A 22883-nucleotide genomic window follows, 5' to 3' on the forward strand; every position below is an offset into this window, starting at 1 on the left:
TGCGCGGCTCCCGCCGCCCGCCTAGGTTGAGGAGGTGACGGACGTAGGAAACGCGAGCTTCCGGTACCGCGACACCGCGGTGCTGTCGGTGACGCACATCGAGGCCCCGGTGCGGGTGCCCTCGACCCACTTCGAGGACGAGCTGGCGGAGACCCGCAGGCGGCTGCGGATCCCGGACCACATGCTCGAACGGGTCTCCGGCGTCGTCGAGCGGCGCTGGTGGGAGCCCGGGACGCTCTTCGACGACCCGGCGATCGAGGCGGGCGCGAAGGCGCTCGCCGACGCGGGGATCGAGCCCTCGCGCGTGGGCCTGCTCATCAACACGTCGGTCACGCGCACGCACCTCGAGCCGTCGGTCGCCGTGCGGATCCACGACGGGCTGTCGCTGCCGAGCTCTGCGATGAACTTCGACCTCGCCAACGCCTGCCTCGGGTTCGTCAACGGCATCATGCTCGCCGCCACGATGATCGACGCCGGTCAGATCGAGTACGCCCTCATCGTCAACAGCGAGGACCCGCGCGAGACCCAGCGCACGACGATCGAGCGCCTCGGCCGCCCCGGTGCGACCCGCGAGGACTACCACCGCGAGTTCGCCTCCCTCACCCTCGGCGCCGGGGCTGCGGCCGCCGTCCTCGGGCCCGCCGAGCGGCACCCCGGCAGCCACCGGGTCGTCGGCGGGGTGAGCCGCGCCGGCACCGAGCACCACGAGCTGTGCGTCGGCGACCTCGACGGGATGTTCACCGACACCAAGGGGCTCCTCGACGGCGGGCTCGCCCTCGTCACCGATGCCTGGCGGGAGGCCCACGACGTCGGTGGCTTCGACTGGACCGACATGGACCGGTACGTCACCCACCAGATCTCCACGCCGTACACGAAGGCCGTCATCGACGCGATCGACCTGCCCGCGGACCGCGTGCCGATCACGTTCTCCCACTGGGGCAACGTGGGTCCGGCGTCGCTGCCGATGACCCTCGCCGCGCAGTCGGAGAAGCTGGAGACCGGCGACCGCGTGCTGTGCATGGGCGTGGGCTCGGGACTCAACACCGCGATGCTCGAGCTCGCCTGGTGACGCGCGCAGTGCCCGACCTGATCGAACCGAACGACCGACCCGACCCGCGCGACACGGCCCCCTCGCCCGACCGGCCGCGCCTGCCCGACCTCCCCGGTGTGGACCCGCGCTGGAGCCGCCACGCCACGGTGCCGGGCCCGCCGGGGGAGCGGCCCACCTCCTGGCACGTCCTCGACAACGCGGCCGACCTCGTCGGCCCCGCCCGCGGCACCCTCCTCGCCGTGCACGGCAACCCCACGTGGTCCTACCTGTGGCGCGACCTCCTGCGGGAGGGCGCCGACTTCGGGTGGCGCGTCGTCGCCGTCGACCAGCCCGGCATGGGGTACTCGGCGCGCGACGGCCGCCGGCGCGGCCTCGCCGACCGCGTCGCCGACCTCGGCGCGCTCACCGACGAGCTCGGCCTCACGGCGCCCGTCGTCACCGTGGGCCACGACTGGGGCGGCGTCGTCTCGCTGGGCTGGGCGGTCGACCACCCCGACCTGCTCGCCGGCATCGTCCTCACCAACACGGCCGTCCACCACGACGGCGCCACACCGATCCCCGGCCTCCTGCGCCTCGCGGGCCACCGCGCGGTCCACGGGTGGGCCACCCGCGGCACGACCGCGTTCCTCGACGCCACCCTCTCCCTCGCCGACCCGCCGCTGCCGCCCGAGGTCCGGCGGGCCTACCGCGCGCCCTACTGCACGGCCGACGAGCGGGCCGCGATCGCGGACTTCGTCGCCGACATCCCCGCGACCGCCGACCACCCGAGCCGCGCCGAGCTCGACCGCATCGCCGCGGGCACCGCCCGGCTGCACGTCCCGGCGCTCGTCATGTGGGGACCGCGCGACCCCGTCTTCCAGGAGCGCTACCTGCGCGACCTGCTCGCCCGCCTGCCGCACGCCGACGTCCACCGGTTCGAGGGGGCCGGCCACCTCCTTCCCGAGGACGCCGACGTCGCCGGCACCGTCGTGCGCTGGCTCGGCGCGACCTACGGCGACCGCCACGGGGCACCGACCCTCGCGTCCGAGGGCACACCCGCGGAATCCGTCGACACCACGCCCGGGCCCGACGACGACGCGGCCCGCGACGGTGCGTCGACCTCCGGCGCGCCGACAGGAAAGGCAGCCGACCGCACCCCTGCGTACCGACCGCTCACCGCGGTCCTCGACGAGCACCGGGACAGCGATCATCCCGCCGTCGTGTCCCTCTCTCCGGCGGGCACCGACACGGTGAGCTGGCGCGATCTCGCCACGCGGGCCCGCCACCTCGCGCTCGGCCTCCACGACCTCGGGGTACGACCCGGTCAGCGGGTCAGCCTGCTCGTCACTCCCGGCGTCGGCCTGACGACCGCCCTGTTCGCCTGCCTGCGCCTCGGCGCGGTGGTGGTCCTCGCCGACCAGGGCCTCGGCCTGCGCGGCATGAGCCGTGCCCTGCGTGGCGCGGACCCGGATCTGATCATCGGCATCGAGCGCGGCCTCGTCGGCGCGCGCCTGCTGGGCTGGCCCGGCCGGCGCGTGGCCGCCACGGAGCTGTCTCCCGCCCGGACGCGCGTCCTCGGGGTGGAGAGCGACGTCGAGACCCTCGTCGCCCGTGGCGCGCAGCTCGAGCGGACCGGCGCGGTGCTCCCCGGCGCCCCCGACCCCGACGACGACGCCGCCATCCTCTTCACCTCCGGGTCGACCGGCCCGGCCAAGGGCGTCGTCTACACCCACCGCCGCCTCGCCGGCATGCGGGACGCCCTGGCCGCGACCTACGACCTCGGCCCGGGCGCGTCGTTCGTCGCCGGGTTCGCTCCGTTCGCGCTCATCGGTACCGCGCTCGGCTCGGTCGCGGTCACCCCGGACATGGACGTCACCGCGCCGGCCACGCTCACCGCGACGGCGCTGGCCGACGCTGTCGCCGCGGGGCGCGCCACCGCCGTCTTCACCTCGCCGTCGGCCCTCGAGGGAGTCCTGCGGACGGCGGACGCCCTCGACGACGACCAGCGCGCCGCGCTCACCGGCGTCGGGCTCTTCCTCTCGGCCGGCGCGCCGATCGCCCCCGAGCTGCTCGCGCGCGTCGCCGAGGTCATGCCGTCCGCCGCCGTGCACACCCCCTACGGCATGACCGAGATGCTGCCGGTCACCGACATCGACCTGCCCGGGATCCGTGCGGCTGCCGACGACGCCGCGGCCGTCAGAGACGCTGCCCGAGGCACCACCGCCGTCAGAGGTGCCGCCCGAGGCACCACGGCCGTCAGCGACTCAACCACCACCGAGGACAGCTCGGCCACCCACCTCGTCGTCGGCGCCGGCGGCGGTACCTGCGTCGGCCGGCCCGCCGTCGGCGCCGAGGTCCAGATCGTCCCGCTCGACGCCGCGGGCGACGCCACGGGGGAGCCGACCACCGCGCCCGGCGTCACCGGCGAGGTCCTCGTCACCGGCCCCCACCGCAAGGACCGGTACGACCGGCTCTGGGGCACCCAGGCCGCGAGCGCCGACCACGCGGGATGGCACCGCACAGGCGACGTCGGGCACCTCGACGCGACGGGCCGGCTGTGGATCGAGGGGCGCCTCGGCCACGCCGTCACCACGCCCGCCGGGGTCGTCACGCCCGTCGCCGTCGAGCAGGCTGCGCAGCGGGTGCGTGGCGTACCGCGGGCCGCGGCCGTCGGGGTCGGTCCGGCCGGGGTGCAGCAGGTCGTCGTCGTGCTCGAGACCGATCCGGAGATCGACCCGCGCGCCGGGGCGCGCCCCGACCTCGCGACGCCCAGCCTCACGCGGGCCGTGCGCGGTGCCGTCCGGGACGACCGGGGCATCGACGTCGCGGCCGTGCTGCGGGTGCCCGAGCTGCCGACCGACGTCCGGCACAACGCCAAGTTCGAGCGCGGCCGGATCGGGCGGTGGGCCGAGGCGTTCCTCGCCGGCGAACGGGCAGGCACGCCGTGAACCGCGTCCTCGTCACTGGGGCCAGCGGCATGCTCGGGCGTCGCACGGCCGAGCGCCTCGTGGCCGCCGGCCACGACGTCCGCACCTTCCAGCGCAGGCCGGCCGGCGTGCCCGGCGTCGTCGACTCGCTCGGGTCCCTCGCCGACGACGAGGCCGTGCGCCGCGCCGTCGAGGGCCGCGACGCCGTCGTGCACCTCGCCGCGAAGGTCTCGGTGAGCGGGCCGCGCCGCGAGTACGAGGAGATCAACGTCGAGGGCACCCGGCGGCTGCTCGCGGCGGCGCGGGCCGCGGGTGTCACCCGGTTCGTCCAGGTGTCCTCACCCTCGGTCGCGCACGCCGGCGACTCCCTCGTGGGTGTCCCGGCGGGGCGCGCGGAGCCGGAGCTCGCTCGCGGCCACTACGCGCGCACGAAGGCTGCGGCGGAGCGGCTTGCGCTCGCGGCCGACGGGCCGGGCCTCGCCGTGGTCGCCGTCCGGCCCCACCTGGTCTGGGGGCCGGGGGACACCCAGCTGGTGGGCCGGATCGTCGAGCGGGCCCGCGCGGGCCGGCTGCCGCTGCTCGACCAGGGGGCCGCCCTCATCGACTCGGTCTACGTGGACAACGCCGCCGACGCGCTCGTGGCCGCGCTGGACCGTGCCGAGGACGCCCACGGCGAGGCCTTCGTCGTCACCAACGGCGAGCCGCGGCCCGTGGGCGACCTGCTCGCCGGGATCTGCCTCGCCGCGGGCGTGCGACCGCCCGCCTGGCGCGTGCCCGCTGTGGTCGCTCGTGCGGCCGGGGCGCTCGTCGAGGCCGTGTGGGCCGTGCGCCCCGGCCCGGACGAGCCGCCGATGACCCGGTTCCTCGCCGAGCAGCTCTCCACGGCGCACTGGTTCGACCAGCGGCGCACCCGCGCGGGGCTCGACTGGACCCCGGCCGTGACGATCGACGAAGGCTTGGCGCGCCTCGCGGCGCACGAGCGCGGCGCCTGACCCGCCGACCTGGTACCTCGCGCCGCCCGGTGCCCCGCCTTGCGGCGGAGCTCCCGACGTGCGGCGGACGTCGCGCCTCGTGGCGCACCGGCGGGCCGTCCGGCTCGCGGCCGGCCCGCCGGGTGGAGCGTCAGCCCGCGAAGCGCTCGGCCCGCTCGACTACGCCGCCCTCGCGCGTGTAGACCTCGCGGCCCGCGATGAGGGTGCGCTCGACGTGCGCGGTCGTGTCGAGCGGGTCGCCGCTCCACACGACGACGTCGCCGTCGCGCCCCACCTCGAGGGCGCCGACGCGCTCGTCGAGGCGGAGGAACTCGGCGGGGTTCGTCGTCAGTGCGCGCAGCGCCGTCTCCGGGTCGAGCCCGTCCTTGACGGCGAGGCTGGCCTGGAGGACGAGCAGGTTGATCGGGACCACCGGGTGGTCGGTGGTGATGGCGACCCGGACGCCGGCGTTCGCGATCTGGGCCAGGTGCGGGGTGGCGCGGTCGACGATCTCCACCTTCGAGCGGCTCGTGATCATCGGCCCGTAGATCACCGGGATGTCGCGCTCGGCGAGGACGTCGGCGATCTTGTGCGCCTCGGTGCCGTGGTTGAGGACGAGGCGGTACCCGAACTCGTCGGCCAGGCGCACCGCGGTGGCGAGGTCGTCGTGCCGGTGCGAGTGCTGGTCCCAGGCGAGGGTGCCGTCGAGGACCGAGGCGAGCGCCTCCATCGTCACGTCCCGCTCGAACGGCTTGCCCTCGGCTGCGGCGTGATCGCGCTTCGCGGCGTAGTTCCGTGCGGCGACGAACGCCTCGCGGATGATCTTCGCGACGCCGAGCCGGGTCGACGGCGTGACCTTCTGCTCGCCGTAGACGCGCTTGGGGTTCTCTCCGAGGGCGGACTTCACGGACACGGCGTCCGAGATCACCTGCTCGTCGACCGTGCGGCCGCCCCAGGTCTTGATGGCCACGGTCTGGCCGCCGATCGGGTTCCCGGAGCCGGGCTTGATCACCGCGGTCGTCACGCCGCCGGCGAGCGCGTCGCGGAAGCCCTCCTCGTCGATGTCGATCGCGTCGATCGCGCGGACGCCGGCCTGGTTCGGGCCCGTCATCTCGTTGACGTCGTTGCCGGCCCAGCCGCGCCCCTCCTCGGACACGCCGAGGTGCGCGTGCGACTCGACGAAGCCGGGGACCACGACCTGGCCGGTGGTGTCGATCCGCGTGACGCCGTCGGGGATCTCGACCTCGCCGACCGGACCGACCGCGGCGATGACGCCGTCGACCACGAGCACGGTGCCGGACTCGATGTCAGGGCCGGATACGGGGCGGACGAGCCCGCCGGTCAGGGCCACGGTCGCGCCGGGGCGGTCGGAGGTGGGCACGGGGAAGAACGGGGTCGCAGAGGTCATGCCCTCGATCATCGCACCGGCGCGCTCACGGCTGTGGCATCGGTCGAGCTGCCGCGACGCTCATGGCCGCGTCACCGACCGCAGCCGCCGCGCTCACGGCTGCGGCACCGGCCAGAGCGCCACGGGGGTGTTGGTGTCCATGTTGCGGCGGTAGTCGGCGAGCATCTTGGCGATCGCGACCTCGCGGGTCACCCCGCCGGCCTCGTACGCGCTCACGGCGGCGACCTGCCAGGACGCCCCGTTCTGCCGCCGCTCGATCCGCTGCGCGATGACGCCGAGGTAGTGCTCGGCCACGTCCTTGTCCACCCCGAGGCTCGCCAGCCCCGACCGCGCCATCGGCAGCAGCGTCCCCTCGATGAGCGACAGGCCGTCGATCTCCAGCTCGCCCGGCCAGCTGAGCCGGGCGTCGATCCCGTGCCGGGCGGCGGCCTCGAAGTTGTCCCGCGCCGCGGAGAACGGCATCCGCGTCCACGTGGGCCGGTCCTCGCGGACGAGGGCCTCGACGGCGCCGTAGAAGAACGCCGCGTTGGCCACGGTGTCCACGACGGTCGGCCCCGCCGGCAGCACCCGGTTCTCCACGCGCAGGTGCGGCCGCCCGCCCGCCACGGCGTAGATCGGCCGGTTCCACCGGTACACGGTGCCGTTGTGCAGCGTGAGCTCGTCGAGCGTGGGCGTGCCGCCGGCGGCGATGACCTCGAACGGGTCGTCGTCGGTGGTCTCGGGCAGCAGCGCCGGGTAGTAGCGGACGTTCTCCTCGAACAGGTCGAAGATCGAGGTGATCCACCGCTCGCCGAACGTGACGATCGGCCGTACGCCCTGGTGCCGCAGCTCCGGCGCGCGCGTGTCCGTGGCCTGGAGGAACACCACCGGCCGCGTCTCGGCCCACAGGCGGTGCCCGAACAGCAGGGGCGAGTTGGCGCCGAGCACGAGCTGCGGCCCCGCGAGCAGCTGAGCCGAGTTCCAGTAGCGGGCGAACTGCTCCGGCCGCACCTGGAGGTGGAGCTGGGTCGACGTGCACACCGACTCCACCGCGATCGACTCGAACGTGGCGGCGAGCGGCTCGGGCCCGGCGATCTCGAGGGAGATGTCCTCGTGCCGCGCCATGCGGATGGCGGTGTCGAGCGCGAGGTACCGCTCGTCGTCGGAGATCCAGTCCCGCTCGGCGTGCTCGGGACCGAGGGTGGGCAGGATGCCGGTCATGACGATGTCGGTGCCGAGTGCGCGCGCCCGGTCGCGCGCGTGGTTGAGCGTGGCGCGCAGGTCCGCCTCGAGGTCCGTGAGCGCCGTGCCGGACAGGACCCGCGGCTCGACGTTGAGCTCGATCGTGTACCGGCCCAGCTCGCTCTGGTAGCTGGGGTCGGCGATCTCGGCGAGCACCTCGGCGTTCGCGTTCGCCGGCGACCCGCTCTCGGTGACGAGGGCGAGCTCGATCTCCAGCCCCGTGCTCGCGACGTCCTCCGCGAAGTGCCCGCGCGCGAGCATGACCTCGAGCGCGTCGAGGCACTGCGCCACCTTGGCGCGGTAGCGCGTCCGGTCGGCGCCGGAATAGCTCGTCTGCGTGATCTCGCGTCCCATGACCAGATGCTCCCACCGCGGGGCCTCCCGCGCGCGACCGATCGACCCGCCCGCTCCGTGGGCACCTGACGCTCGCCCCTAGACTGCAGCGATGACCTCGGACGACGCGGATCGCGCGCGCCGGACATCGTCCGACGACGAGAAGCGCCCTGACGACGAGCTTCCCGACGACGACCGGTTCCGCCCGGAAGAGGACCGCGTCGAACGGTCCGAGCGGGTCGAGGAGCCCGACGACGAGCGCACTGACGGTGACCACCTCGACGGTGCGCCCGACTACGAGAACCTCGATGAGGCACGCCACGACGACGACGGGCGCGCCGAGGAGCCCGTGGCCGAGCTGCACGCGCGACGGGCCGGCGAGCTGCGCCGCCCGATGCCCTGGTGGGCGGCCGGCGTCGTCGTGCTCCTCGTCGTTCTGGGTTCCCTCGCGATCGGCATCGGGACCGCCCACGTCGAGACCACGGTGGGCCCGCACCGCGCGGAGGTCGAGGTCACCATCGACTCCGACATCACGATCGACCTGGGGCCGGCGGGGGACGTCGTCCTCGCGTCGCCGCTCCCGGCCGGGCTCGGGGTCACGGCGGTCATCAAGGAGCTCCCGGCGGACGCCACGATCGGCACCGACGGCGGGCTCGTGCCCGGCCTGCTGGCGGACGCCGAGTCCTACGCGCGTCTCATGGCCTACCCCGAGGCGGCGTTCGCCGAGCCGACCCGAGCGATCGTCACCGACGCCCTGTCCCGCGCCGCCCTCATCGCGACGCTCACCCTCGCGGGGATCGCTGCCGTCCACGCCGGCCTCCACGGGGCGTGGTCTCAGTCGTTCCGCGTCGTCACCGACCGCCCCGTCGTCGGCTTCCTCACGGGGACGGCCGTCGCCGTAGGGGCCCTCGCTGTGATCATCCCCGCGACCCGCAGCGACTCGCCGCCGGGCGTGACGATCGCGTCGTTCCACGGCACGCCGCTCGAGGACGCGACGATCTCGGGCCGGCTGGGGGACCTGCTCCAGGCCTACGGTCCGACGATCCGGCTCTTCTACGACGGCAACACCGAGTTCGCCTCGGACGCCGCCGCGTCGCTCGAGGCTGGCCTCGAGGAGCAGGGACGGTGGTCCACCGGGCCCGGCGGCGAGCAGCCCGAGGGCGTGACGACGGCGATGTTCTACACCGACGTGCACTGCAACGTCGGCGCGGCCGAGGTCGTCGGGCACGCGGCGGACCTCGTCGAGGCGGACATGGTCATCGACGGCGGTGACACGACGATCGCCGGGACCGCCATCGAGCAGTTCTGCGTCGACGCGATCGAGAGCTCGATGCCCGAGGACACGCCCTACGTCGTGGCGGCGGGCAACCACGACTCGATCGTGACCGTCGACCAGATGCGGCGGGCCGGCTGGACCGTGCTCGACGGGTCGATCGTCGAGGTCGGCGGCGTCCGGATCATCGGGGACACCGACCCGCGGATCACCACGCTCGACCAGCCCACCGTCCAGGAGCGGTCCGAGACCTGGGAGGAGACGGCCGAGCGGATCGCCGCTGACTCCTGCGAGGCGCTCGCCGACGAGGACCCGGTCGACCTCGCCGTCATCCACGACGCGTTCGGCGGACGACGCGTGGCGTGGACCGGCTGCGTGCCGCTCACCCTGTCCGGGCACATCCACACGCACGTCGGTCCCGAGGTCGACGGGCTCGGGGTGCGCTGGGTCGAGGGCGCCGCGGGCGGACAGGGCCAGGGGGTGCCGACGCTCGGCGCGGTGCGCGAACCCGCGCCGATGGGGCAGATCGAGTTCGACTCCGAGACCGGCGAGGCGCTGCGCTACCGGCGGATCGTCCTGCAGCCCGACTCGAGCGTCGAGGTGAGCGACTGGACGGACATGCCCGCCAACCTGCCCATCCCCAAGACGGACGTCGACGGCGACGAGCTCGACTCCGAGAGCCGGTCGGGCGGGCCGGGGGAGAGCCCGAGCGGGTTCGGCGACGAGGTGCCCTCCGAGGGCCCCCCGCCGACGGACGAGCCGTCGGACGGGGACGGCGGCGAGACCTCGACCTCGGGCGGCTGACGCACTGGTCGTCGAGCCGGCCGATGAGCCGGCCGACCGACTCAGGACGGGTGGGCCGCGGACGGCTGTCTCACGTCAGCCTGGACGAATCGGCCCGGCACCGGACGAGGGCACATGCGGAGTCATACTGTCCGCGTGAACCCACGCAGTGCCCGCCGCCCCGGCGACACCTCTCCCGCCGGCCGCCGGAACGGGACCCACGACGACGCGCGCGGCGTCGTCGGCGGGGATCGTCAGCGGGATGCCCACGACGACGACGACCTCGGCGACGACGACTTCGACGACGAGGACTACGACGACGAGGTGGGCGACGTCGTCGACCGCGCGGCGCCGAGCGCGGCTCAGCTCGCCGGCGGCGCCCCGCGCGAGCTGTCGATCCTGCTGGTGATCGCCGGCCTCGCGGGACTGTGGGCGTCGATCCAGCTCGTCCGCTCGGAGCTGCTCGTGGCGGCGGATCCGAACGCGGCCCTCGGCTGCGACATCAACATCCTCATCGGCTGCGGCACGTTCATCACCACGTGGCAGGCGCACGCGCTGGGGATCTCGAACGCGATCCTCGGGACGGCCGCGTTCGGGGGGCTGCTGGCGACCGGACTCGTCCTGCTCTCCGGCGGGCGGCTCGGCCGGTGGTTCTGGTGGCTGCTGACCGCCGGCGTCGGGTTCGCGCTCGTCGCGCTCGTGTTCTTCGTCTACACCGCGTTCTACGAGATCCGCGCGCTGTGCCCCTACTGCCTCGTGGTGTGGGCGGTGGTCGTCCCCCTCGTCGTCCACGTGCCCGCCCGGGCCGCGCAGGCCGGGCACCTGCGGCTCGGCGAGCGGCTCACCCGCACCCTCGTGCTCGACCGGTGGATCATCACCGGCGCCCTCTACGCGGTCGTCGTCCTGTACGCGCTGGTTCATTTCTGGGACCAGTGGATGCTCATGGCGCGCTGAGCGTGTTCCCGTCCGGTGGCACGTCGGCTCCGAACCCCGTGTGACGATGACCCACCGACGCGACGGCGAGGAGCCGCACATGACCCGCACGACCGAGGTCCGGACACGGGCCGTACGACCGAGGTCCGGACACGGGCCGTACGAGCGAGGTCCGGACACGGCGGGCACGTGCGTGGGCCGGGCATGACGGACGCGAACGGGAGCCGTGGCGACGAGACCCGCGCGGAACGTGCGCGCCGCCTCGCCGACCTCGTGGCGCGGGTCGCGACCGGCGACCAGGCGGCGTTCGCCGAGCTCTACGACCAGACGGCGCCCATGGTCCACGGGACGTGCCTGCGGGTCCTGCGCGACCCCGACCTGGCCGCCGAGGTCACGCAGGAGGTGATGCTCGAGGTGTGGACGCGGCCCCACCGGTTCGACGCCTCGAGGGGGACCGTGCCGGCGTGGCTGGCCACGATGGCGCACCGCCGGGCGATCGACCGGGTGCGTGCCGTCCAGGCGCAGCGGGACCGGGACGAGACCGCGGGCGTGCGGGGCTACGGGCGCCCGTACGACGACGTGAGCGAGACCGTCGAGCGACGCGACGACCGGGAGCTGCTGATGGAGTGCCTGGGCTCGCTGACCGACGTCCAGCGCGATGCCGTGGAACGCGCCTACTTCGGCGGCCGGACCTACCGGGAGGTCGCCCGCGACCTCGGCGCCGCGCTGCCGACCGTCAAGTCGAGGATCCGGGACGGCCTCGCGCGGCTGCGGACCTGCCTGGGGGTGGCGTGATGAGGGGAGACGCGATGGACGACGACGCGGCGCGGCGCGCGGGCGACCGTGCGGACGTGCGCGGGCGGGACGGCCGCGAGCCCGCGGACGCGAGCGACGACGTCGACGCCCTGCTCCACGCGTGGGCGCTCGACGCGGTCGACGACGCCGAACGCGCGCGAGTCGAGCGTGCGGTGGAGGACGACCCCGAGCTCGCGGCGGAGGCCCGCGCCCTGCGCGAGACGGCGGCCCTGCTGGCGAGTGCGGGCAGCATCGAGCCCCCGGCCACGCTGCGCGACCACGTGCTCGACGCCGCCGCGCGGACGCCGCAGGAGCGTGACGACACCGACACCGGTAGCGACACCGCTGCCGACGGCACTCCCGTTGCGCCCGCGGACGACCCCGGCGAGCACCGGGGCGCGCGGGAGCCGAACACGTCTGCGCGTGGCGGCGCGGCAGGAGACCGGGCCGGCGACGCGCCTCGGGACGAGCTCGCCGAGGCCCGCCGTCGTCGGCGCCTGCCGCGCGTGCTCGTAGCGGCGGCCGCCGCGGTCGCCCTCGTCGTCACCGGCGCGATCGCGGTGCAGCAGTACCGGCGCGCGGAGGAGGCGCGGGACGAGATCGCGGCGATCCACGACCTGCTCGCGAGCCCCGGGAGCGAGCTCGTCGTCGCGGAGGTGGCCGGCGGCGGGACCGCGGGCGCGGTGGTCGCGGACGGTGAGGCGGTGTTCGTGGCCGCCGGGCTGCCCGAGCTCGACGACGACCGCGACTACCAGCTGTGGGTGATCGACGCCGCCGGCGCACAGTCGGCGGGCGTCCTCACGTCCGACGACGGCCGGGCACGCACCGAGGTGCCCGCGGTCGACGACGGCGACACGCTCGGCGTCACCGTCGAGCCGGCGGGAGGCTCCGACGCCCCCACGACCGACCCGATCGTCACGCTCGCGGGCGGGTAGCGCGCGATACGGATGTGCCGGGCCCGGACCGGGACCCGGGCGCGAGGGCGGAGGCGTCACCTGGGCGCAGCCACGGGACGTGGCCCTGTGCGTGACCGCCGTCGCCCCGGGTCAGGGTTCGTCCCACGTGTAGGTCACCTCGGGGCGCCCGCTCCCGCCGAGCCGTTGCCCGCGCTGTGCCCGGCCGGAGTCGGCGAGGTACTGCAGGTAGCGGCGCGCGGTCACGCGTGAGACCCCGACCTCGTCGCCGACCTGGGAGGCGGACAGGCCGTCGCTACCGCCCGCGCGCAGGGCGGCGATCACCGTGTCGAGCACGCCGCCGACCAGTCCCTTGGGGGCGTTGTCGGTCGCGAGCACGGGGCGGCGCAGCTCGCGGAAGATCGCGTCGACGCCGGACTGGCTGGCGGCGTCCGAGGAGTCGAGGCCCTCCCGGTACCGGCGGTAGGACTCGAGGCGGTCGCGCAGGTCGGCGAACGTGAAGGGCTTGAGCAGGTACCCCACGCCGCCGAGCGAGACGGCGGCGCGCACGAGCTCGATCTCGCGGGCCGCGGTGATCGCCATGACGTCCGCCGGGTGGTTCGCCGTGCGGATGGCCCGGGCGATCTCGAGCCCGTGCCCGTCCGGCAGGTTGAGGTCGAGCAGCACGAGGTCCACCCGTGCGCTGCCCAGGAACCGCAGGGCGTCCTGCTTCGTGCGGGCCGTGCCCGCCACCCCGAAGCCGGGGATGCGCCCCACGTACGCGCTGTGGCCGGTCACCGCGACGTCCTCGTCGTCCACGATGAGGACCTGCAGGTCATCCACGGTCCGCCCCCGTCGTCGTGCTCGTCGTCGTGCCTCGGTCCGCGACCGGCGCCCCCGGCGACGGTGTCCTCGTCGTCCTGCCTCGTGCCCCCGCGGGCACCCCGAGAGGTGCTCCGCGAGGGGCGCCGAGCGGCACCCGTACCTCGAAGGTGGCTCCCGGCGGGTCGTCGACGGCGATCCGACCGCGCAGCGACTCGACCGTCTGCCGCACGAGCGCGAGTCCGATCCCACGGGCGGCGTGCGGGGCGTCCTTGGTGGTCCACCCCCGGTCGAAGGCGCGCTCCGCGGCCTCGGCCTCCAGGCCCGGGCCGGTGTCGCTCACGGTCAGCAGCACCTCCTCGGGTCCCACCTGCAGGTCGACCGTCACCCGGCGCTCGGCGGGGGCCGGCAGGTCGGCCACCGCGTCGATGGCGTTGTCGACGAGGTTGCCCAGCACGGTGACCGTCTGCCGCGGTGGCATCACGTCCGCCGGCAGGTGTGCGTCCGGGTCGAGCTCGAGGGTGACCCCGCGCTCGGACGCCTGCGCGACCTTGCCGAGCAGGAGCGCCGCGACCGCCGGTTCCTCGATCGCGGCGTTGATCCGGTCGCGCTGGTACTGGGTGGCCCGCAGCTCGTCGGTGGCGAGGTGGAGGGCCTCGTCGGTGCGGTCGAGCTCGATGAGCGTGATGACGGTGTGCAGCCGGTTCGACGCCTCGTGGGCCTGCGCCTGCAGCGCGTCGGCGAGGCTGTGCACGGTGCCGAGCTGGCCGGTCAGCTGCTCGAGCTCCGTGCGGTCCCGCAGCGTGGTCAGGGTCGCGATCCGTTCCCCGTCCCGGACCACCCCGGTGGACGAGACCAGGAGGATCCGGCCGCCGTGGACCTGCGCCTGGTCGTGCTGGTCCGAGCCGGCAAGCGTGTCCTGGAGGTCCGCGGGGATGTCCAGCTCGTCGACGAGCCGGCCCACCACGTCCTCGTCGAGCTCGAGCAGCCGACGGGCCTCGTCGTTGGCGACCTGCACCCGGCCGCGGGCGTCGGTGATGACCAGCCCCTCCCGGACCGCGTGCAGCACCGCCTCGTGGTGGTCGTGCAGCCGGCGCAGCTCGACGTGGTTGAGACCGAGGGTCTCCCGGCGCACGCGTCGCGCCACCACGACGGCGGCCCCCGCGGCGACCGCTCCGGCCGCGAGGCCGATGAGCAGCACCCGGGGCACGGCGTCTCGCAGGTTGTCCGCGACCCGGTCGCGGGTGATGCCGACCGCGACCAGGCCGACGACCTCGCCGTCCTGCAGGACCGGGACGACCGCCCGGGTCGAGGGGCCGAGCGTGCCCGTGTACTGCTCGAGCACGATGCCCCCGCGCTGGGCCTCGGCGATGGTGCCGATGAACTCCTCACCCACCCGGTCCGCGGTGGGGTGGGTGTAGCGGGTCCCGTCCGGCGCCATGATGACGACGAAGTCGGTGGCGGTGCGCTCGAGCTCGCGGGCGGCGAGACCCTCGAGCGCGGCCGCGGGATCGGGGGAGGACAGGCCCTCGAGGACGTCGTCGGTGGCGGCGATCGTCTCGGCCACCATCGTCACCTTGGTGGCCGCGGTCGCCTCCACCTCCCGACGCGCGGAGTCGTAGGCCGCCACCAGCGAGATCGCCATCATCAGCACCGCCACAGCGCTGAGCACGACGAGCACCTCGGTCGCGACGCTCCGCGAGCGCGCGTGCGTGGACTTAGTGAACACAAGCGTGCGCCCCCCTGGAGCCGGTCGGCAGCCTTGGCCGACGTCGCGCCGACGCGGCACCGAACAAGGAGGTCGGAATGATAGCCCTGCACACCGCGATCGCCATCGTGGCGATCATCGCGCTGATCATCAGGTTCAAGGTCGACCCCATCATCGCGCTGGTGCTCGGCAGCTTCTACCTCGGCCTGGCCACCGGGGTCGGGTTCGAGGGCACGGTGGGAGCGATCACCGGCGGCTTCGGCGAGATCATGGCCGACATCGGTCTGCTCATCGGGTTCGGCGTGCTCATGGGCTCGCTGCTCAACCGGATGGGGGCCTTCCGCGCCCTGGTGGATGCCCTGGTCCGCCTGGTGCCGCCGGGCGGCCTGCCCTACGCGCTCGGGGTGGCGCTGAGCACCGTGGCCCCGTCGATCTACGTCGACGTCCAGGTGGTCCTCGCCGCACCGGTGGCCCGCTCGTCCGCCCCGCACGTGGGCAGGCACGGGCTCGCGTGGCTCGCCGGCGCGCTCGGGACCGGCATCTTCTGCGGCTACGTGTTCGTCATCCCCGGCCTCGCCGCACTCTCGGTGGTCTCCCTGCTCGGCGTCGAGATGGGGACCTACCTCATCTACGGCATCATCATCGGCCCGGTCACGGCCGTGGCGACGATCTGGATCTTCCGGCGCATGCTCGGCCGCGGCTGGTGGAACGCCGCGACGGACGAGGAGGAGTCCGACGCGCTGCAGCAGCAGGAGGCCGCGGCCAGGACCACCGACGACGGCGACCGGCGCCCCCCGCTGTGGCTGGCCCTCATGCCCATCGTCGTGCCGCTGCTGATGATCGCCTTCGGGGCGTTCGCCGGCCTCGCCGGGTGGGAGAACTCGTTCGTCGCCTTCCTCGGCGACGCGACCGTCGCCCTGTTCGTCGGCCTGCTCGGCGCGTTCGTCATGAGCCGCGTCCTCGTCGGCGCCGAGAAGACCGACTCCGCCCTCGGCGACGGTCTGCGCACGAGCGGCGAGATCCTGCTCGTCACCGGCGTCGGCGGCTCGCTGGGCGCGGTCATCGACGCGAGCGGCCTGGCCGACGTGCTCGGCGGCCTGTTCTCCGTGGGCCAGGGCGTGACCGTCGTCGTCAGCATCCTGCTGGCCTGGGCGGTCGCGGCCCTCATGCACCTCGCCATCGGCTCGGTGTCCGTGGCGGCGATCGCGGCCGCCGGCGTCATCGCCCCGATCCTCGGCTCGCTCGACGTCGCCCCCGTCATCATCGCCCTGGCCATCGCCTCGGGCGCCCTGTTCGCACTGCAGGTCAACAGCAACTTCTTCTGGCTGTTCAAGTCCCTGCTCGGCCTGTCGACCAAGGGCACGCTGAAGACGATGACGACGGTGACGTCGATCGCCGCCGTCGTGTCCCTCGTGCTCGTGCTCGGGGCGTCGCTCCTGCCCGTATAGCCGGGTGGCGTGGCTCGCGGCGCTCGGGCGTCGGCCCGGCCCGGACAGTCGAATCGCCCGCCGCCCGCCACGCGGGCCGAGCCTCTGAGCCGCCCTGCCGAGCTCAGGCCCGGTCGCCCGGCTCCGCCGGTACGTTCGACGGGAACCCGGTCTCGCGGATCGCGGCGCGCAGGCGGGCGGCGGCGGCGTCCATCTCGTCGTCGGGCACGTCCGAGCGCGCGACCGCGGGGTTGATGACCGACTCGTCCCACGCCGGATACACGTGGACGTGGAGGTGGGGCACCTCGAAGCCGGCGACGGCGACGATCGCCCGGGGCGCACCCGTCGCGACACGCTGGGCGGCGCCGATCCGCCGCGCCACGACGGCGAGGTGGGCGACGAGCGCGTCCTCGGCGTCGAGCAGGTTGTCGATCTCGAGGCGGGGGACGACCAGCGTGTGGCCCTCCGTGTGCGGGCCGGTCGAGAGGAAGGCGACGCACAGGTCGTCGCTCCAGACGAAGCGTCCCGGGATCTCGCCGTCGATGATGCGGGAGAAGATGGTGGCCATGTCACCAGGCTAGGGGTCCGGCCCGGCAACAGCATGGTCGAGAGTGCTGGCAGGGCTGGTCGAGAGTGCGGCACGGACGGGCCCCGCGCCCCTCGACTATCGTGCGCATCTCGGGGAGATCGAAAGGACTATCGGGTGGATACGACGCGCGCAGGGGACGGGGACGAGGAGACCCCGGACCGGGGGATGCGCCTGACGAGCACCACCTGGGAGGCGCTCCTGCGGGCCGAGGTCTCGCTCATGCGCACGTACGAGGCGTCCGGCGACTTTCACCCGCTGTCGAAGACCGAGTACGACGTCCTGTTCATCCTCGCCTCCGCGCCGGACCACAGCCTGCGCATGCGCGACCTCAACGAGCAGGTCCTCATGGCCCAGCCGAGCCTGAGCCGGATGGCGGACCGCCTCGGCCGCAAGGGATTCCTGCGCCGGACGCCCGCGATCAACGACGCCCGGGGCACGAACCTCGTCCTCACCGAGGCGGGGCTGGCGATGCAGCGCGAGATCGGTCGGCGGCACGTGCGGACCATCCACTCGACGATGTCGGTCCTCGACGACGACGAGCTCCTCGAGCTGCGCCGCCTCCTGCGCAAGGTGCGGGTCGAGTCGCCCGTCGCGATGCCACGCACGCCCCGGTACCGGTGAGCGTTCCGTCGACAGGCGGCGCTGAGCCGCACTCTCGACGACGACGAACCGCAATCTCGATGAACAGGGCGGCTCCCAACCGCAGTCTCGACGACGACGAACCGCAATCTCGATGAGGGCGGCGCGAGGCCCGGTGGTAATCTGCCGGGCATGACTTTCGTGCTGCTCCTTACCGGGCCGCGCTGAGCAGTCCACCGCCCGGACGGGCCGGTGGCTCGGCGCGGCGGACCTCCCATGTCGGGAGGTTTTTTTCTGCCCGGAGGCGAGCGATCCACGAACGAGACGAGCTGAGGACATGACGACCGAGACCCCTGCCGCGCACCCGACCGACGACGCCACCCCGCCGCACCGCTACACGGCGACGCTCGCCGGCGAGATCGAGCAGCGCTGGCAGGACCGCTGGGCCGCCGAGGGCACGTTCCACGCCCACAACCCGACCGGGCCGCTGGCCGGCCCGCGCGCCGAGCGCCCCCGGTTCTATCTCCTCGACATGTTCCCGTACCCCTCGGGCAAGGGCCTGCACGTCGGGCACCCGCTGGGCTACATCGCGACCGACGTCGTCGGCCGCTTCCGCCGCATGCGCGGGGACAACGTCCTGCACACCCTGGGCTACGACGCGTTCGGCCTGCCGGCGGAGCAGTTCGCCGTGCAGACCGGTCAGCACCCCCGCATCACCACCGAGGAGAACATCGCGACGATGCGCCGCCAGCTGCGGCGCCTCGGGCTCGGGCACGACGAGCGCCGCTCGATCTCCACCACGGACCCGGACTACGTCCGCTGGACCCAGTGGATCTTCACGCAGGTCTTCAACTCCTGGTACGACCCGACCCACGTCCGCCCCGACGGCGGGACCGGCTCGGCCCGCCCGATCGCCGACCTCGTCGCCCAGCTGGAGTCCGGGGAGCGGCAGGTCACCGGCGGCCGCGCCTGGGCGGAGCTCACCGAGCTCGAGCGCGCCGACGTCGTGGCCGGGTACCGCCTGGCCTACGTCTCCGACCAGCCGGTCAACTGGTGCCCCGGCCTGGGCACGGTGCTGGCGAACGAGGAGGTCACCGCCGACGGCCGCTCCGAACGCGGCAACTTCCCCGTCTTCACGCGGAACCTGCGCCAGTGGACGATGCGCATCACCGCCTACGGCGACCGCCTCATCGAGGGCCTGGACGCGATCGACTGGCCCGAGAAGGTCAAGACGATGCAGCGCAACTGGATCGGGCGCTCCGAGGGCGCGCGGGTCCGGTTCGAGGTCGCGGGCCACGGCCCGCTCGAGGTCTTCACCACGCGCCCCGACACGCTGTTCGGCGCCACCTTCATGGTGGTCTCGCCCGAGCACCCCGTGCTCGACGGCGACCTGCCGACCTCCTGGCCCGCCGACGTCCCCGAGGTCTGGACGGGTGGGGCCACGGACCCGACCACCGCCGTCGGGCAGTACCAGGTGCAGGCCGCCGCGCGGACGGACGAGGAGCGGACCGACGACGCACGGGCGAAGACCGGTGTCTTCACGGGCCTGTTCGCGACGAACCCGGTCGACGGCCGCGAGATCCCCGTCTTCACGGCCGACTACGTCCTCATGGGCTACGGCACGGGCGCGATCATGGCCGTCCCCGGCGGTGACCAGCGCGACTTCGAGTTCGCGACCGCGTACGAGCTGCCGGTCATCCACACCGTCGAGCCGCCCGCGGACCACGAGGGCGGCGCGTGGACCGGTGACGGTGCGGTGACGCGCTCGAGCAACGACGAGATCAGCCTCGACGGGATGACCGTCGAGGACGCGAAGGCCGCGATCACCGCCTGGCTCGAGGCCAAGGGCCTGGGCGAGGCCACGGTGACCTACCGGCTCCGGGACTGGCTGTTCTCCCGCCAGCGGTACTGGGGCGAGCCCTTCCCGGTCGTCTACGACGAGGACGGCGTTGCGCACACGCTGCCCGAGGAGATGCTGCCCGTCGACCTGCCCGAGGTCGAGGACTACTCGCCGCGCACCTTCGAGCCCGACGACGCCGACTCGACCCCCGAGGCGCCGCTGGGCCGCGTGCCCGAGTGGGTCGACGTCGAGCTCGACCTCGGCGACGGCCGCGGCGTGCAGACCTACCGGCGGGACACGAACACGATGCCCCAGTGGGCGGGCTCGTGCTGGTACGAGCTGCGCTACCTCGACCCGACCAACGACGAGCGCTTCGTCGACCCGGCCATCGAGCAGTACTGGATGGGCCCGCGCACGGACGGGGGAGTGGGCGGCACCGACCTGTACGTCGGCGGCGTCGAGCACGCGGTGCTCCACCTGCTCTACGCGCGGTTCTGGCACAAGGTCCTGTTCGACCTGGGCCACCTGTCGAGCTCGGAGCCGTTCCACGAGCTGTTCAACCAGGGGTACATCCAGGCGTACGCCTACGTCGACGAGCGCGGCCAGCACGTCCCGGCCGACGAGGTCGAGGGCGACGAGTCCGCCGGCTTCACGTGGCAGGGCGCGCCCGTCACGCAGGAGTACGGGAAGATGGGCAAGTCGCTGAAGAACATGGTGACGCCCGACGAGATGTACGCCGCGTACGGCGCCGACACCTTCCGGCTGTACGAGATGTCGATGGGGCCGCTCGCCGACTCGCGCCCATGGGACACGCGCGCGGTCGTCGGTTCGCTGCGCTTCCTCCAGCGCCTGTGGCGCAACGCGGTCGACGAGACCACCGGCGCGCTCACGGTCACGGACGAGGAGCCCGACGACGAGACCGCCCGCCTCGTGGCCCGCACCGTCGCCGACGTGACGGACGAGCTCGAGGGGATGCGCGTCAACACCGCGATCGCCCGGCTGATCGTGCTCAACAACCACCTCACCACGCTCGAGCGCGTGCCGCGTGCGGCGATCGAGCCGCTCGTGCTCATGCTCGCGCCGATGGCCCCGCACGTGGCCGAGGAGCTGTGGGAGCGCCTCGGGCACGCCGAGTCGCTGGCCTACGAGCCGTTCCCGGAGGCGGACCCCGACCTGCTGGTCGAGGACACGGTCACCGCGATCGTCCAGGTCAAGGGCAAGGTGCGGGCGAAGCTCGAGGTGTCGGCCTCGATCGGCGAGGACGAGCTGCGCGAGCTGGCGCTGGCCACGGGGCCCGTGGTCAAGCAGCTCGACGGCGCCGAGCCGCGTCGCGTCATCGTGCGCGCACCGAACCTCGTCAACGTCGTCCCGTAGCGGCGATCGTCGGCGTCACGCCCCGAACGGCGCGTCGCCGGCCCACGTCAGCACCCGAGGACGCGGGCCGGCGACAGGCGTGTCGTCGTCGTGCGTGCCGACGTCCAGACAGGGCCGGTGCGCTCAGCGCCTGCGGTTGCCGAAGATCGAGCGGACGATCGACGTGCCGGCGGTGCGGACCATCGAGGTGATGACGGAGTCGCGCTGCCGGGCGCGCCGCTCGGCCTCGCGCTCCTCCCGCTTCCGTGCGGCCTCGAGCTCCTTGTCCTGCCGCTTGCGCTCCGCCTCGAGCTCCTTCTCCATCTCCTTGAGGCGCTTCTCGTCGGCCTTCTTCCGCTCGGCCTCGAGCTTCGCCTGCTCCTCGGCGAGCCGGGCCGCCTCGGCCTCGGCGGCAGCGGTCTGCGCCGCGGCCTCGATCTGGGCGGCGAGCAGCTCGGTGGCCGACTCCGGGTCGATGCGCTCCCCGTACCGGGCCGCCAAGGGGGAGGCGGACAGAGCGGCTGCGGCTGCGTCGTCGTCGGCGGCTCCCATGACCGCGGCGGGGGCGAGGACCCGCGTGACCGCCACCGGTGTCGGGGCGCCGTCCTCGTCGAGCACGGTGACGACGGCCTCTCCGGTGCCGAGCGAGGTGAGGACCTCGGCGAGGTCGTAGGGCGAGGTCGGGAAGGTGGTCACGGCTTCCTTCAGCGTGCGTGCGTCCTTGGGGGTGTGGGCGCGCAGGGCGTGCTGGACGCGGCCGCCGAGCTGGGCGAGGACGGCCTCCGGCACGTCGGTCGGGGACTGGGTGACGAAGACGATCCCGATGCCCTTGGACCGGATGAGACGGACGGTCTGGACGACCTGGTTGAGGAACTCGTCCGAGGCGTCGGCGAAGAGCAGGTGCGCCTCGTCGAAGAAGAAGACGAGTCGCGGCTTCCCGGCGTCGCCCACCTCGGGCGAGGAGCCGAACAGGTCGGCGAGCAGCCACATGACGAAGGTGGACAGCAGGGCCGGGCGCTGCTGCAGGTCCGGGAGGCGGAGCACGGACAGCACGCCGCGGCCGTCGGCGGCGGTACGGAGCAGGTCCGCCGTGTCGAAGGCCGGCTGGCCGAAGAACTCGTCGGCCCCCTGGGTGGCGAGGGCCGACACCTCGCGCAGGATGACGCCGGCCGTGGCGGTGGAGATGCCCCCGATCTCCTTGAGCTCGGCCTTGCCGGTGTCGGACGTGAGGTGGTTGACGACCGAGCGGAGGTCGCCGAGGTCGACGAGCGCGAGCCCCTCGGTGTCCGCCCAGTGGAAGATCAGCTGGAGCGCGGACTCCTGCGTCTCGTTGAGTCCGAGGACCTTGGCGAGCAGGAGGGGGCCGAAGTCGGAGACCGTGGTGCGGACCGGCACGGCGCCCTCGGCCTCGCCCACCGTCAGCAGCTCGACGGGGAACCCCGCCCCTGTCCAGTCCTGACCGAGCGAGGTGGTGCGCTCGAGCAGCTTGTCGTTGGCGGTGCCCGGCTGGAGGAGGCCCGTGAGGTCGCCCTTGACGTCCGTGACGAGCGCCGGGACGCCCGCCTCCGAGAGCCCCTCGGCCATGAGCTGGAGCGTGCGGGTCTTGCCGGTGCCGGTGGCGCCCGCGACGAGCGCGTGCCGGTTGAGCGTGGCCAGCGGCAGCCCGACGCGCACCGCCGGGACCGGCTCGTCGTCCTCCAGCAGCACGCCGACGGGGAGCAGCGCGCCCTCCGCCGTGTAGCCGGCCTTGATCTCGGCCGCGTGTTCTGACAGGTCTGCTGGTGCGGGGGTCTCGGTCTCGTCCGGCGCCCCGCCCTGTCCCGCGGCCTCTGCCTCCGTGCCCGCCGCCGCACCCTCGGCAAGCAGCGCGGCCTCCAGCTGGGCCTGGGCGGCGGCCGCCTTGGCCTCCGCCGCCTCGGCCGCCGCCTTCGCGGCCTGCGCCTTGAGGCGTGCGATCTCGATCGAGGAGCTGTCGTCCGTCGTGTCCGTCACGGACGT

Annotated in this window: 16 protein-coding genes; 10 read left to right on the forward strand and 6 right to left on the reverse strand. The window is 74.0% G+C overall.

Annotation, left to right across the window (positions count from 1 at the left end; all coding sequences use genetic code 11):
* Positions 1-34: 34 nt before the first annotated feature.
* Genes ACZLMO_RS08720 through ACZLMO_RS08730 form a run of 3 tightly spaced genes read left to right on the forward strand, consistent with a single transcriptional unit; the run spans position 35 to position 4949 of the window.
* Positions 35-1069 (forward strand): 3-oxoacyl-ACP synthase III, encoded by a 1035-nt coding sequence (locus tag ACZLMO_RS08720; protein ID WP_463653520.1) that lies wholly within the window; start codon positions 35-37, stop codon positions 1067-1069.
* Between the two features lie 8 nt (positions 1070-1077).
* Positions 1078-3978: an alpha/beta fold hydrolase gene (locus ACZLMO_RS08725; protein ID WP_463653521.1), complete on the forward strand. Its 2901-nt coding sequence runs from the start codon at positions 1078-1080 to the stop codon at positions 3976-3978.
* Positions 3975-4949: an NAD-dependent epimerase/dehydratase family protein gene (locus ACZLMO_RS08730; protein WP_463653522.1), complete on the forward strand. Its 975-nt coding sequence runs from the start codon at positions 3975-3977 to the stop codon at positions 4947-4949. The genes ACZLMO_RS08725 and ACZLMO_RS08730 overlap by 4 nt, the downstream gene beginning before the upstream one ends.
* A gap of 130 nt (positions 4950-5079) precedes the next feature.
* On the opposite strand, the gene ACZLMO_RS08735 is transcribed toward ACZLMO_RS08730, so the two are convergent.
* Positions 5080-6336 carry an amidohydrolase gene (locus ACZLMO_RS08735; RefSeq protein ID WP_463653523.1) on the reverse strand — a complete coding sequence of 419 codons (1257 nt, stop codon included), beginning with the start codon at positions 6334-6336 and terminating at the stop codon, positions 5080-5082.
* Positions 6337-6429: 93 nt separating this feature from the next.
* Positions 6430-7911, reverse strand: a complete 1482-nt coding sequence (locus ACZLMO_RS08740) for a glutamate--cysteine ligase (protein ID WP_425715200.1) — start codon at positions 7909-7911, stop codon at positions 6430-6432.
* A gap of 91 nt (positions 7912-8002) precedes the next feature.
* Between ACZLMO_RS08740 and ACZLMO_RS08745 the strand changes: the two genes are divergently transcribed.
* The 4 genes from ACZLMO_RS08745 (at position 8003) to ACZLMO_RS08760 (ending at position 12609) form a co-directional block, all read left to right on the forward strand.
* Positions 8003-9967, forward strand: coding sequence for a metallophosphoesterase family protein (locus tag ACZLMO_RS08745; protein WP_425715198.1), 1965 nt, complete (start codon positions 8003-8005; stop codon positions 9965-9967).
* 135 nt (positions 9968-10102) lie between these two features.
* A complete protein-coding gene (locus tag ACZLMO_RS08750) occupies positions 10103-10900 on the forward strand; it encodes a vitamin K epoxide reductase family protein (RefSeq protein ID WP_425715196.1) in 798 nt (265 codons plus the stop codon).
* A gap of 183 nt (positions 10901-11083) precedes the next feature.
* Positions 11084-11674 carry an ECF RNA polymerase sigma factor SigK gene (gene sigK / locus ACZLMO_RS08755; protein WP_425715194.1) on the forward strand — a complete coding sequence of 197 codons (591 nt, stop codon included), beginning with the start codon at positions 11084-11086 and terminating at the stop codon, positions 11672-11674.
* A gap of 14 nt (positions 11675-11688) precedes the next feature.
* Positions 11689-12609 carry an anti-sigma factor gene (locus ACZLMO_RS08760; RefSeq protein WP_425715192.1) on the forward strand — a complete coding sequence of 307 codons (921 nt, stop codon included), beginning with the start codon at positions 11689-11691 and terminating at the stop codon, positions 12607-12609.
* Between the two features lie 111 nt (positions 12610-12720).
* Here the strand turns inward: ACZLMO_RS08760 and ACZLMO_RS08765 are convergent, their stop codons facing one another.
* Both ACZLMO_RS08765 and ACZLMO_RS08770 read right to left on the reverse strand, forming a co-directional pair.
* Entirely contained in the window at positions 12721-13410 is a 690-nt protein-coding gene (locus tag ACZLMO_RS08765) for a response regulator (RefSeq protein ID WP_425715190.1), read from the reverse strand.
* A complete protein-coding gene (locus tag ACZLMO_RS08770; protein ID WP_425715188.1) occupies positions 13403-15061 on the reverse strand; it encodes a sensor histidine kinase in 1659 nt (552 codons plus the stop codon). Before ACZLMO_RS08770 ends, ACZLMO_RS08765 begins: the two co-directional genes overlap by 8 nt.
* A gap of 134 nt (positions 15062-15195) precedes the next feature.
* Between ACZLMO_RS08770 and ACZLMO_RS08775 the strand changes: the two genes are divergently transcribed.
* Complete coding sequence (locus ACZLMO_RS08775; RefSeq protein WP_425715186.1) at positions 15196-16545, forward strand: GntP family permease; 1350 nt, start codon at positions 15196-15198, stop codon at positions 16543-16545.
* 103 nt (positions 16546-16648) lie between these two features.
* Here the strand turns inward: ACZLMO_RS08775 and ACZLMO_RS08780 are convergent, their stop codons facing one another.
* Positions 16649-17092 (reverse strand): HIT family protein, encoded by a 444-nt coding sequence (locus tag ACZLMO_RS08780; RefSeq protein WP_425715184.1) that lies wholly within the window; start codon positions 17090-17092, stop codon positions 16649-16651.
* 135 nt (positions 17093-17227) lie between these two features.
* Here ACZLMO_RS08780 and ACZLMO_RS08785 point away from each other — a divergent pair, with 135 nt between their 5' ends.
* The gene (locus ACZLMO_RS08785; protein WP_425715182.1) at positions 17228-17734 is read left to right on the forward strand and encodes a MarR family winged helix-turn-helix transcriptional regulator; all 507 of its coding nucleotides are present in this window, start codon (positions 17228-17230) and stop codon (positions 17732-17734) included.
* 295 nt (positions 17735-18029) lie between these two features.
* Positions 18030-20906: a leucine--tRNA ligase gene (leuS, locus tag ACZLMO_RS08790; RefSeq protein ID WP_463653524.1), complete on the forward strand. Its 2877-nt coding sequence runs from the start codon at positions 18030-18032 to the stop codon at positions 20904-20906.
* 123 nt (positions 20907-21029) lie between these two features.
* On the opposite strand, the gene ACZLMO_RS08795 is transcribed toward leuS, so the two are convergent.
* Complete coding sequence (locus tag ACZLMO_RS08795; protein WP_425715179.1) at positions 21030-22877, reverse strand: helicase HerA-like domain-containing protein; 1848 nt, start codon at positions 22875-22877, stop codon at positions 21030-21032.
* Positions 22878-22883: the final 6 nt, after the last annotated feature.

It is taken from the genome of Georgenia sp. G2120 (genome assembly GCF_055326485.1).